14 protein-coding genes are annotated in these 11,654 nt (G+C 39.8%); 3 read left to right on the top strand and 11 right to left on the bottom strand.

From position 1 onward, the window contains the following. Window positions 1-29: 29 nt before the first annotated feature. Entirely contained in the window at window positions 30-230 is a 201-nt protein-coding gene (locus tag QLH32_RS17635; RefSeq protein ID WP_283267343.1) for a hypothetical protein, read from the top strand. Window positions 231-232: 2 nt separating this feature from the next. On the opposite strand, the gene QLH32_RS17630 is transcribed toward QLH32_RS17635, so the two are convergent. Continuing rightward, entirely contained in the window at window positions 233-430 is a 198-nt protein-coding gene (locus QLH32_RS17630) for a hypothetical protein (protein ID WP_283267342.1), read from the bottom strand. Window positions 431-533: 103 nt separating this feature from the next. Next, the gene (locus QLH32_RS17625; protein ID WP_432442290.1) at window positions 534-776 is read right to left on the bottom strand and encodes a transcriptional regulator; all 243 of its coding nucleotides are present in this window, start codon (window positions 774-776) and stop codon (window positions 534-536) included. A 207-nt stretch (window positions 777-983) separates the two neighbouring features. On the opposite strand from QLH32_RS17625, the gene QLH32_RS17620 reads away from it, so the two are divergent. Both QLH32_RS17620 and QLH32_RS17615 read left to right on the top strand, forming a co-directional pair. Then, complete coding sequence (locus tag QLH32_RS17620) at window positions 984-1,358, top strand: hypothetical protein (RefSeq protein WP_283267341.1); 375 nt, start codon at window positions 984-986, stop codon at window positions 1,356-1,358. A 62-nt stretch (window positions 1,359-1,420) separates the two neighbouring features. Continuing rightward, window positions 1,421-2,584, top strand: a complete 1,164-nt coding sequence (locus QLH32_RS17615; protein WP_283267340.1) for a DUF723 domain-containing protein — start codon at window positions 1,421-1,423, stop codon at window positions 2,582-2,584. Window positions 2,585-2,598: 14 nt separating this feature from the next. Here the strand turns inward: QLH32_RS17615 and QLH32_RS17610 are convergent, their stop codons facing one another. The 9 genes from QLH32_RS17610 to QLH32_RS17570 form a co-directional block, all read right to left on the bottom strand. Next, window positions 2,599-3,078 (bottom strand): zinc ribbon domain-containing protein, encoded by a 480-nt coding sequence (locus QLH32_RS17610; RefSeq protein ID WP_283267339.1) that lies wholly within the window; start codon window positions 3,076-3,078, stop codon window positions 2,599-2,601. A gap of 63 nt (window positions 3,079-3,141) precedes the next feature. Further along, window positions 3,142-6,651, bottom strand: coding sequence for a tape measure protein (locus QLH32_RS17605; protein WP_283267338.1), 3,510 nt, complete (start codon window positions 6,649-6,651; stop codon window positions 3,142-3,144). A gap of 73 nt (window positions 6,652-6,724) precedes the next feature. Beyond that, window positions 6,725-7,537: a phage BR0599 family protein gene (locus QLH32_RS17600; protein ID WP_283267337.1), complete on the bottom strand. Its 813-nt coding sequence runs from the start codon at window positions 7,535-7,537 to the stop codon at window positions 6,725-6,727. Continuing rightward, complete coding sequence (locus QLH32_RS17595; RefSeq protein ID WP_283267336.1) at window positions 7,524-8,693, bottom strand: hypothetical protein; 1,170 nt, start codon at window positions 8,691-8,693, stop codon at window positions 7,524-7,526. Before QLH32_RS17595 ends, QLH32_RS17600 begins: the two co-directional genes overlap by 14 nt. A 205-nt stretch (window positions 8,694-8,898) precedes the next feature. Then, window positions 8,899-9,363: a hypothetical protein gene (locus QLH32_RS17590; protein WP_283267335.1), complete on the bottom strand. Its 465-nt coding sequence runs from the start codon at window positions 9,361-9,363 to the stop codon at window positions 8,899-8,901. A gap of 70 nt (window positions 9,364-9,433) precedes the next feature. Further along, entirely contained in the window at window positions 9,434-9,712 is a 279-nt protein-coding gene (locus QLH32_RS17585) for a hypothetical protein (protein ID WP_283267333.1), read from the bottom strand. A 107-nt stretch (window positions 9,713-9,819) separates the two neighbouring features. Beyond that, entirely contained in the window at window positions 9,820-10,614 is a 795-nt protein-coding gene (locus QLH32_RS17580) for a phage tail tube protein (RefSeq protein ID WP_283267332.1), read from the bottom strand. 11 nt (window positions 10,615-10,625) lie between these two features. Then, window positions 10,626-11,084, bottom strand: coding sequence for a phage tail terminator protein (locus QLH32_RS17575; RefSeq protein WP_283267331.1), 459 nt, complete (start codon window positions 11,082-11,084; stop codon window positions 10,626-10,628). Further along, a complete protein-coding gene (locus QLH32_RS17570) occupies window positions 11,081-11,653 on the bottom strand; it encodes a phage virion morphogenesis family protein (protein ID WP_283267330.1) in 573 nt (190 codons plus the stop codon). The genes QLH32_RS17575 and QLH32_RS17570 overlap by 4 nt, the downstream gene beginning before the upstream one ends. Window position 11,654 lies beyond the last annotated feature (1 nt).

The raw sequence follows: 11,654 nt of genomic DNA, 5'->3' as shown, positions 1-11,654 counted from the left end.
TTTCAAATCAATATAAAAAGGAAAGCTTTATGAGTACAGGAAAATGCCCATCATGTGATCGCTTGGTAACTCATGTTAATGCCCAGGAAATTAACGTTAATGCGCCAGCAGGAAACTTTTACGGTATATCTTATCTTTGCCCTTACTGTAGTGTCATTCTCTCAACAGGACTTGATCCCTTACGTGTAAAAAACGACATTGTAAACGAGTTGCTTAAAAAACTCAGATAACGTTAAGGGTGTGCACGGTCCACATGCGAAAGCAATCCATGTACACCTTTATCCATTAAATTCACAGCAAACTGCTCATAACTTAGGCCATCTTGAATAGACTGGACAACCAAAGCATGAAATGCTTTGAACTCATCTGGTGTGACTCGCTCAGCCATTTGCTGAACACATAGCAACTTGTCGTCATACAGGCTTTTCATTTTCTAAATCCCAATATCAAGATAGATTCATCTTAATATTTTTATTGTCTTTTTCACCCTGCGACTGGAAAAGCGACCTGTGCGGAAGTCATTAGTGACTGAACTATTGGTTATTATTTTTATCATCAAGCCAGAAAACTTCTTCAAAATTTTCGCATACGCCAGCTTTTTTTAACTCATTGTAGATAATTAGCGCTGATTCAATAGTAATGTTTTTCCCATCTTCCGCATCACTTATTTTTTTACCCAATACCCTACCAACACTAATAAAACCACATCTTTTTGCAAGCTCATAAACTGTCACCCCTGCCTTTTCTCGCAAATTTTCAATATTGTTTTTAACCATTATGGATTCTCTAAAAATCAATCTTTAAGAATAATAACATAAAAATGTTGTAATATTTTTATACATTAACATACTTATATATTGCATTATTTAAGTATGCCATATATAATTGTCACATCAAGACAATAATACTTGAAAAAGCAAACCCGCTTAGACGGCTAATCAGAAGCGGGTTTATATCAACTTCCAAAGGAAAGGAAAATTGACATGAGTAATATACCACCTAAAAATCAAAGCAACAAAATATTAGACCTAAAAGACCTGTTACCCGAAATCCCTGTAAGCATTTACATTAAAGCATCAGAGGGTAAATGTCTAGATCAAGATGAAACAGCGCTGCTGGAAAAAATCAATCGAGCTGCTGAAAACGCCAGTGCTCCTTTAATGTATGGTATTAGCGCAATCGGTGAGTTACTTGCCCATAGCCATGAGGAGGTATCGGAAGATGCGATATGCAATATCGGCTGGTTGCTGGAATCTTTAGCTAAACAGGCTGACACCCTCTTTTATCTACAGAGTAGCTGTGACTCTTTAAAATTAAGAGACAGAGAAAATCAAATCGTTTGTCTAAAAAGTAAATAACCCAAAATTAAATTCAAAAGGTAGTATAATTTTATACTACCTTGCTATGATGGTGAAAGAAAATGAAGCCATTAACTCAAAATGACTTTGTAGAAAAAGCTATAAAAATACATGGAGATAAATATGATTATTCCGATACTCTTTATATCTCATCAAAACAAAAAATTAAAATTATTTGTAAAACTCATGGGTTATTTGAACAAACACCTAATAGTCATCTAGGTGGACAAGGTTGTGCAAAGTGTAGTGAAAAACAAAAATGGGAGCTTGAAAATTTAATAATCGAATTTAATAAAATTCACAATAATAAATATGAATATTCAAACATTAAAGAATATAAAAACAATAAACAAAAACTTAACATATTGTGTAAAACACATGGGGTTTTTAAACAATCAACTAATACACATTTAAGTGGTATTGGTTGTCCAAAATGTGGATTATTAAAGAGGGCGTTTTCACAAAAGAAAAAAAACACCGATGCAATAGAGTGTTTTATTTCTGTACATGGTGATAAATACTTATATGATCAAGTGGATTATAAAGGAAAAAATAAAGAAGTTATTATAGGTTGTAAAATACATGGCTATTTTTATCAAAATGCAAACAATCATCAACAAGGGGCTGGATGCCCTAGTTGTGGCAACCAGAATAAAGCTAAAAGCCACAGAATACCAAAAGTAGAACTACTTAACAGGCTTAATATTTTACATGGAGATAGGCTATTTTTTGATATAAATCAATATCGCAATCAAAATAGTTTTATTGAAGTTATATGTTATGAACATGGAAAATATAAACAAAAGATTGGCAACCTTTTAGCTGGTCATGGCTGCCCTAAATGTGGCCTATTATCACCATTAATTAGAAAAGATTATCTAAAAATATGTAATAAATATGATGGAATGAGTCATATTTATCTTATTCGCTGCCTTAAAGATGAAGAGGAATTTTTTAAGGTTGGCATAGCAAGATCGGGAGTTGCTGATAGATATAAAGATAAAAATAAATTCCCTTATGATTATGAAATTTTATACGAAATTAAAGGTGAAGCTGGTTATATATGGGATTTAGAGAAACAAATTCATAAACTTTTAAAAGAATTTCATTACACACCAAAACTTTATTTTAAAGGGTGTGTTAATGAGTGTTTTTCAAAAATCCCAGCGCCTATTTGTAAGCTATTTAAAAAAGTAGATAGCGTACAAATTGGTTTATTAGCTTAATAATTTTTTATTAGTTAGCAAGCATCTATCCACATTTTATCAAATGGAATATTCGTATTATTTTCACCATCAACAAATAGAGTTTTATCATTCGCAATGAATCTTTTAAACCCATTGTAGCCGCCAAATCCATTTTTAGCATTAAACTCACCACAAGCTACATTACCAAATTTCTCAGTAAAGTTTGATGTAATATTTCTAAATTCAACTGATTCAGGGTCTTTGGCAGAATTTTTTATCAAACGCTTAGCCAATATCTGTACGTCTAGTTTTTCTTCATTATTACGTGGTTCTTCTTGTGATGACATAACATCTCCAGCTTTTTTAACAGGAGTGTCATCTGAACAAGCTCGAAAAACAAGAATTGAGAGTATTATAATAACCAAGAAAGCGCCCAAAGAAATGTTTTTCTTAATTTTAATACCACAACTAGGGCAAGCTTTTGCCTGCGTACTAACTTGCGCCCCACATTCTTTACAGTTTATCAACGCCATTACATCCCCAGTAAATAAAACGCCCCAACATAAAAATACATCGGGGCGCTTAAAAAATCTACTTTAATCATCTGCCAGCATTTGCTTAATCGCTCCGATATTACGCTGAATTGTATTTAATTGAACACGCTCACCTGCTGACGATGCCAAATGCTCCATCGCTTGTTCTTCTGTGAATACATTAATCACTTTTGTAACTACGCTCTGACCACCATTATTATTAGCTGTAGCTTGCGGTCTCATATCAATATTATTCACTGTTTGCATAAAGTCGCTGTCGGGATTCGTCAGTGCATAAAACGTATTTGCTGAACGGGGCATGAGCTTTGCAAGATGATCGTTCATATTAAAATTGTTGATATGACGCGGATCATCTTCTCTTAAAACTTCCTCGCCTTTCTCTAAAACAGTTAAAACCTCATTGGGTTTAATGTCTGCAAGACTGTTTAAAACCCTATCTTTACCATCAATGCCTGAAACACCACCACCATGATTCTCTTTTGCCTTAACACCCTCTGCTACAGCCGTGCCTGTTTGTATTACCGCTACTCCCTTTTGCAGTCTAGCCGATGCATCCATCGCAGCCAAAACTGCCGTTCCACCAGGCACAAAATTTAAGAAAGAAATCACGGCGTAAGAAGCTAAAGCTTGAGTAACCATTTGAGTGATTGCGGTAATAAATGAACGAGCCATATCTTTCAGACCATCTTTTACAGATTTTGTACCGCTCACCATATCCATAAAGAAGTTCGAAAGACCACTTTTGGCCGCCTCAATAGCTGTTGTTGCCAAATCATTTCTGAAAGATTCAAACGATGTCAAACTTGTCGCTTCTAAATCTTTAATTGCTATATTCAAATTCTGGACTTTTTCAGTAATGCCCTCTACACCCGAATTTTCTAGTGATTGCAGTTCAATGAGTTTCTGTTTTAATTGCTCAATCGTTGCTAGTTTAATTTTTCGCTGTTCTTCCTCAATCTGTGGTCGCCGCATTGGGTTCATATTCGCTTGAATATCACCGTATCTTTGGAAATAATCGTTTTCACCTATAGTCTGATCAACTTCTTTTTGAATTTTATTTGCTTTATTATCTAATTTAATTTTAGCTTTAACATTAATTTCTTGCTGATCAACTTGTTTTTGTAAGTCATTAATTAAGTCATGGCTTAATTTAACTACAACACCGCTTGGCAGAGTAAAATCAACTGCCAGCTTTTCACCTAGTGCTTTTCTTAATTCATCAATTTGATCTTTTGTTTTCTTAAATGTTTTGGTTACCTGCCATAATGATTTTTCCAAATCATCAGCATTAATATCAATATTATTATCATCAATAATATCTAATATAGCTTGTTTGCGTTTCTCTAAATCTTTCATATATTCATTAAATTCTTGCAGCATTGCATTTTGTCTTGCTGCTGCTTCAATGTTTACATTTTTTAATTTATACGCAATTAAGCTTCGCTCATGCTGATCTGACTTTGCAGCCAATTGCGAAAGGTAATTTGTTTCAAGGTTATAAAGTTTTTGGTTTAAATCAGATTTTGTATCAGTATAATCAACAAAGTTAATCTGCTGATCTTTATATAGCTGCTCATTATCTTTAAGTTGCTGATCAATTAATTTTTTCTCATACTCGTATTTAGCACTTGATAATTGTTCGAACTGGCTCTTTTCCTTATCCGCTTTTTTCTTGGCCTCTTTATCGTCAAATTTTGGTGTGGATTCATCTTGTTTAAGCTTGAACTGGGCCAATCTATCCTCTTGCTCTTTTTTCCGATCAGCCTCCAACTTTGCTTGATATGCTTTACGTTTTTTTTCTGCCTCATCAAAACCTTTGCTTACACCATCCCAATTATTTAAGGCCTCCTCATCAATTGCAGACAATAACCCTTTTCTGTTGTCTTCTTTTTGTTGATTGGTGGTACGTCTATTAAAAGGGTCTGAAACTATATCAACCCCTGCTGCAACATTGACACCTGCCTTTTGAGCAAGTGCTTTTACAGTAGTCCATGTGTTTCCTATCGTGTTTAGTTCGGAAATTGTGCTTTTCCATGTCTCGATCATGTGCTTACTAAGATCAGAGAAAGAAGTGCCAATATCACTTAAATCCGAAATCGCGCCATCACTAAAAATAGAAAATGTTGAAGATATTCCTTTTAATGCCGATTGTATTGCACCTGATCTTAATAAATCAGTAAAGTCCTCTACCTCATCGCTTGCCTCTTTTACACTTTCTTTTACTAAATCGCCCACACCTGATTTACTAATTTCTAAAAACAACATATTCCAGTTGTCTTTTAGCCCTGCAATTGCACCATCAAGCGTATCGACACGCTTTGCCATCGCTCCAGCAAACTCGTTCTCACCAATTTTTATTAAATATTCTTCAATCTCTTTAGCATTATTGCCAATGGTCTTGGTCACACCCTGAAACGTCAGTGAGACCTTATCGCCCTCTTGCTTTGCTTTTATGCCGAACTCTTTTAGGCGCTCAAATTCACTTGTTGAGGCATCAGCAACAGCTTCAATAAACTGCATAAGGTCTTTACCCATTGATGCTGCGGTATTCCCATAGCTCATCAAGGCACGTTCCGATGGGGTTAAACCTAAATTGACAAGTTTAGTAAAGCCATCAACCGCCTGTTTTAAGTCATAGGGCGTTTTTTTGGCAAAATCCTGTAGTGCTGCAAAGGCTATCTTGGCATTTTCAGTAGATTTAGTGGCAGTTTCCAATTGTGCATTGAGAATATCAAATTCACGCTGTGCGCTTATCGTTTTGTTGAATGCGGCTACAGCACCAGTCAGACCAATGTATCCTGCAAATAATCCCGCCAATTGCTTGCTTAACCCCGCCAATACTCCAGCATTAGCCCCTGCACCACCGCCAAGTCCGCCACCGCCTCCTGATGACATGGCCGTTCTTAAACGGATAACCTCAGCTTTTAACTCATTCAGAGCATGAATCAAATTGCTAGCTGTCGCATCAATATTGATATTTAAACCTGAACCAAGACTTGCAAGCATCGTACGCGCCAAAGCAATCTGACTATTTAAATAAGCTAAGTTAATACCGACTTTCGCCTGGTATGAATGATTTACCAAACCTTGCAGTCGCACCCTAGTGGCGGCTGAATCTGCTGCTGTCAACGTAGGTACAATACGAACAGCAACACCAGTTGCAAAATAGGCATTAACACGGTTTCTGATCAGCAACAGGTCGGCATTGAGTGCAGTTTGATTCGCTGAAACATTCAGCGCAATATCAACGGACCCCAGCGCTGTTCGTAACTGGCTTTTAATATGTGCGGCGCTTGCGGCAATAGATGCATTGTCGGCTTTAACTTTTACATCAACTTCGACTAGCCCGATCTGACTTTTAATCTGATTTTTAATTGTAGAGATTTCACTGTGCAAACCTGCTGCATCAGCCAAAAACTTAATTTTAATATCAGTTACAGCCGTTTTAAGTTCATTCCGCAAAGCCTTGAACTCGTCACGAAACTCTTTTATCGCTTGCTTGGCTTCAGTGTTATCAGTACCAATTTTAAAAGAAACGCCAGTTGTAGACATGATCTTGCTCAATGAAAATAATGTCTACATTGGTTTAAAAATAGTGTTTCGTCAGGGTGCGACCCATGCAGGGTTAATAGATTCCATTATTCCCAAATGGATTTTTCTGTGGAATATATGGGAAGCCGCCATAGTTCAGCAGGTTATTAAACTTGTCACTACAAGTTTGTTTAGTATGGTCGCACCCAGCATAAACCCTGACAGAACTGCCAGATTCAAGCCCCATGAGCGGCACATTGATGGTGATCTGTGTGCCTGTATGCCCTGTAATAAAACGGCGCTCAACCACACCGTTATACTCAAACTCGATATAACCGCCAGCAAAGAATCCGTTAGGGTATAGACCAAACGCACTACAGCCCAGTGCAGTTCCATATACAGTGGTCAGTGCGGCCGTCAGCATAAAGCTGGCCTTGTTGACCTTACAGGCATTACCATACAACACATGCGGACAGGTGCGCTGGTATAAACGCCGTAAACCAGTGCGCTTTAAACTGGTGGTGATCGGTTCACAGGTCATGGTGGCTGTTGATCCAGCAAAATCGACACCCATCACACGGCCAGACCAGATAATTGCATAATCACCATCGCCAGCGTGCAGGCGGAATACAGTCAATAAAACCACATCTGACGGTGGCATGATCATGTACAGGTCAGCAATCTCAAACTGCCTGTTGGTGTCAATCTTTAGGTTACTGCGGCTTTTCTCCGCACTGTAGTCTAGGCTGCTGCGCTTAAGATAGGCTGGTTGCCACGTATGGCCCACTGCTGACACCGCTGTCTGTGCGCTGGTAAAGCGATAAATGTTATTCCCATAGGTGAACTGGTAAAGCTCTATTGGTTCACCAGATTGCAAGCTGTTTTCTCTTGTGTCATAGGTCATCATTGGTACTCCGCCATATTGCGTTTACATTTACATAATCAGGAAAATGATAGGCAAGCTCGACATTATCAGCGTCAAGCCTGCTCAATGACATGAAACTGATCCTTAGCACGTCATCAACGGCAATATTTTGAGGTATTGGCTGATCCAGTGTGAGTTGCTCCACTTCACTGCTGGCTTCAACACAGTTCACAATACGGCGATATAAAACCGTGCCGTCCTGTAGCTCTATGCGAATGTCCCTGCGGTTCTTCTTAAATTGGTAAAGTTGCAGGTAGCCTGAGTATTCAACATTGACCTGATATGATCCTGCTGAAACTGGGCCAACGATCTGAAAGTCATTTAGGAAGCTTGGCAACCAGCAAACAGTTAAACGGCCACGCCGTGCAAAGAGAAACTGCTTAAACTGATGAATCTTTTCCCTGCTATCCAGTACCCAGTAATGGCTATGAACTAATGCAGGCTGCCCTGTCTCATCATCACGGTAAATATTGCCGCCAAAATCCACCACCTGCATTTTACGCTGGTACTGTAGGGTTAAGTCCTGCTGCCAATCCGATCCAATTCCCACGACTGGGAAATTGCGGTAAAGTGCAGGGACTTCTGGCGGTATTGTGGTTACGTCATCAAATTCAAACTGGATAACGTCATAAATGTCATCACCCGTAAATCTTGTGATCTGCTGGTTAGGATTTAAATAACCAGGGCGCACAGGAATAACTGCGGTTTCCACGTCCCAGTCATCGGCAAGGGCTGTGGTTAATACAATGGCATTGCTGTATACATTGGCAATCTCAGCAAGCAAATAATGATCCGTACACGCTGACTTAAGCATAACCTTGTTGCCCACAGCAAAATCACAATACGCCGTATCAACATGGATTGTGTTTGACCCTGCCAGTGATGCCTGCGTGGAGTAGACTGTATCGGGAAACACAGGTACATCCCAAGACTTTGCTCCGTTGGACCATAACCTTGCCTCAAGCAATCGGCGCTGTTGATCACCATCGACTAAAAAAGCAAATTCAACACTACGGCGCGGATACTGTCGCACCGCAATCCGTTGTTCGCTGCCGTTGTATGCGGTAATCACGTCAGTTTTCCACTCCAGCCGTTCAACAATTGGCGTTTGCCAGTCACATCCATAAGTCCAAAGCATAAAAAAGACCTCAATCAATGAGGTCTAATTTATTGGGAATATGGCTTGTGGTCAGGGTGCGACTAATCTAGTTCTCGCATGGCCTTTTTAAAAGCATCTGACTCATACTGTGCGATCCTAAAAGCAACAATATCTTGTTTATACCTGATCTTCTCACGTCTCACACAAGCCGAAACAGCACAGTAAAACTGTTTGAGAGTGTAATTTAAGATACTTTCGATGTGGTGTCCGTTGCTAACAAGGCACTGGATTGAGTCTGACCAATCTTGCCCATCATCTGTTTCAGTTTGCCCACTAAGCCGTTGCCCTGCTGAGTGATTTTTGGCAACAGGTTCTGGACGAAAAAATCCATGTTTACCTCAACCAAACCCAAAATCAATGCGCTAAAATCATCAGGATAGAACTTATCATCATTATAATGATCCTGGTTGAACTCACTACATAACGAAAGCAATTCAACCAACGCAGGTTCATGCTGCTCAATGATTTTTACAATATCGCCCTGACCATCAAACACAGCCATTAAATCCTCATATAACGGCGCAACAAGCGTGGTAAAACGTTTAAAGTTCCTCATCGGCACTGGCATAATTGTAAAATTGCCGATGCGGGTCTCAACCGCCTTTTCAATTTCTTCCAGAATTTCCAAACCTGTAGTATTGCCTTGCATGGGTATAACCTTTATGAGTTGATAACGGTTAGATATTAGTGCCCCTGTTTAGGCGCATCACCCTGCGACCTTATGGAGTTGAGGGGGTTAAACAGAAAGTTGCTTTCGCATCATCAATCAGTAATGTAGGGTTTTCATTCTGTGAACCATCCCAATATTCATCCGCTAAATCCTGGTATCCATCAAATTCAACACGCATATCAATAGCTGAAATGTTTAATACCTCTATATAATACCCCCAATGATTTCCCCCACCCTCATTAGGCTTTTCCCTCCTATCATAATTAATCAAAATAGTATTTTCTGGTAAGTTAAAATCTCCAGTATCTTCATCAAGTGGGTATCTCACACCATTTAAAATTACCGCACTAATAGTATTTGATGCTGTGCCGTCTGGATCATTTGGAAGTTCACAAATATTGGTCGCCCCATCACAGCTAATGCCATGAGGGGGAATTACTCCCCCGATTGGTTATCCTCATCGCAGCAGTCAACGGTACTAGGCTTAACGATCTGTACCTTGAAGTATTTGGAAATGTCCTTGCCTTTCTTACAGTTATCGCGCAATAACTTGCCCTTAACCTCAAATGATGCAAAGTCATCATTGATCAGGTTCAAGGCCGTAGTTGGACCAAACTTGACTTTGTAGGCACGGACATTTACAGGACTACCAGATTTCGCCTCGTTCAGACCCTCAAAAAATAGCTCATATTCCTGCGCCGTTTGGGTGATACCCTCGACATTGCCATACTCAAGGTTTGTATAACTGATCGTTATATTATCCTCATCAGTAATATCCTCTGCATCTGGATCAATGGTGATACCCCCAGAACTAACAGTGTAATTGCCCTCTGCCGCAATCGTGGTTGCCCCGATTTTAACCGTTACTGTTTCGGTTTCATCAATTGGATGATCGGTAGGAATAAGACCGCCTAAAAATGCAAGGTGTGGCTCGTTTGTTACTGTTAAAACTGGAACATTGGACGCGCTGCCAAGGAAAGCACGGGCAATATTGTCCTTGTCCAGATCAAGTAAGGTCATGCTGACTTCAACCGCCGTGATACGGCGTGACTCTGCTGTGGTTCCTCCACCTGGGGCGGTGTAGTCCTTTTGCTCTTTCACGTCCTCAGACACACCAAAAGACAGCGCCGAAACGTTGCCGATGTGTAGCATTGGTTCATTGGCACATTTGCGCTTTAAATGAACCTTACCAACACCAATGTACGCAAAATCGCCTGCTTGCATAGACATAATTTAAATCCTCATACACCGCCGCGTACTTGTTTACGCTGGTGGAAAGTCAATGGAAAATATCCGTAACTGTTATCGCTATACGCTGGACTCATGCTGTTGGCTACCAGTCTCAGGGGTTCCAAGTCTCTAGCCAACTTGCACCCCATCAACAAACAAACCACTTTTTCCAGCACTGGGTCTGCAAGCTCTCTCGTTCCTGCCTGCGTACCGTGATTTTTAGCGCTCTTTGCCACAACCCAGACCAGAAACTCATGTGTAATCACACCAATATGGTGAATTGTTGGCGCAGCATGCTCGATACTGATGATTCCGTTATACGCAACGAAAATACTAAGTTCACCCTGCGACTTATCCTGAATGTTGGCTAAATCGCGGCTTTGATAGACTTTCGGGATCGGCTGCATGTCCGCCACGTTGTCACGCAAACGTTTAGTAATGGCATTTTCTATATGGATAAAAAAGCTCATAAGCCACCCTCAATAAAATTCCTGATATTGTGAATAATTGCCTGGTTCCATGACTGCGGCATAACAACCTGCTTTTCCTGATTGATTGGCAGGAATGGCCGTGCAGAAACAACAATGGTATGGGCCTTAACATTTACGCTCTGGGCAAAATCTGACTTGGATTTTTTTACAAACCTGTGGCCTACAGTGCCGTCACGGTTCAGCTTGAAATAAATATCCTTGGTGTGGGCTTCAACATTGCGGCTAAAGCCAAACTGGTGATACGGCGCGTATTTAAGGTTAGTTCCAGCCCCAACACCCGATCCAATTTCAACATAATCAGGATAGACCTGATAATTAATTGAGGCTTTTAAGTGTCCTTTATCCCTTAGCGGCTGCCCTTTCCTGACTTTTAAAGGTTTCCACGCCGTGCCCCAAGGATCACGCGCACTGACGAAACAAACATTGATTTCCTGAGTTAAAACGCTGCCAATAATGTTGAGTAGCTGCCGCTGACTGCCCTCAACAAACTGCATTATCTTATTGAGTTTTTTCTCAGCCTCATCGGACAGGTCAAAATAGGTTTTCATC

The sequence above is a fragment of the Acinetobacter corruptisaponis genome (assembly GCF_030053775.1).
Classification (GTDB): Bacteria; Pseudomonadota; Gammaproteobacteria; order Pseudomonadales; family Moraxellaceae; genus Acinetobacter; species Acinetobacter corruptisaponis.
This window is presented reverse-complemented; position numbering and strand designations above follow the sequence as displayed.

What these genes read in the sequence shown, in the direction of transcription:
- QLH32_RS17630 (WP_283267342.1), bottom strand. Translation starts at nt 430, where the DNA reads ATGAAAAGCCTGTATGACGACAAGTTGCTATGTGTTCAGCAAATGGCT.
- QLH32_RS17590 (WP_283267335.1), bottom strand. Translation starts at nt 9,363, where the DNA reads ATGCAAGGCAATACTACAGGTTTGGAAATTCTGGAAGAAATTGAAAAG.
- QLH32_RS17605 (WP_283267338.1), bottom strand. Translation starts at nt 6,651, where the DNA reads ATGTCTACAACTGGCGTTTCTTTTAAAATTGGTACTGATAACACTGAA.
- QLH32_RS17595 (WP_283267336.1), bottom strand. Translation starts at nt 8,693, where the DNA reads ATGCTTTGGACTTATGGATGTGACTGGCAAACGCCAATTGTTGAACGG.
- QLH32_RS17635 (WP_283267343.1), top strand. Translation starts at nt 30, where the DNA reads ATGAGTACAGGAAAATGCCCATCATGTGATCGCTTGGTAACTCATGTT.
- QLH32_RS17620 (WP_283267341.1), top strand. Translation starts at nt 984, where the DNA reads ATGAGTAATATACCACCTAAAAATCAAAGCAACAAAATATTAGACCTA.
- QLH32_RS17570 (WP_283267330.1), bottom strand. Translation starts at nt 11,653, where the DNA reads ATGAAAACCTATTTTGACCTGTCCGATGAGGCTGAGAAAAAACTCAAT.
- QLH32_RS17615 (WP_283267340.1), top strand. Translation starts at nt 1,421, where the DNA reads ATGAAGCCATTAACTCAAAATGACTTTGTAGAAAAAGCTATAAAAATA.
- QLH32_RS17625 (WP_432442290.1), bottom strand. Translation starts at nt 776, where the DNA reads ATGGTTAAAAACAATATTGAAAATTTGCGAGAAAAGGCAGGGGTGACA.
- QLH32_RS17600 (WP_283267337.1), bottom strand. Translation starts at nt 7,537, where the DNA reads ATGATGACCTATGACACAAGAGAAAACAGCTTGCAATCTGGTGAACCA.
- QLH32_RS17580 (WP_283267332.1), bottom strand. Translation starts at nt 10,614, where the DNA reads ATGTCTATGCAAGCAGGCGATTTTGCGTACATTGGTGTTGGTAAGGTT.
- QLH32_RS17610 (WP_283267339.1), bottom strand. Translation starts at nt 3,078, where the DNA reads ATGGCGTTGATAAACTGTAAAGAATGTGGGGCGCAAGTTAGTACGCAG.
- QLH32_RS17575 (WP_283267331.1), bottom strand. Translation starts at nt 11,084, where the DNA reads ATGAGCTTTTTTATCCATATAGAAAATGCCATTACTAAACGTTTGCGT.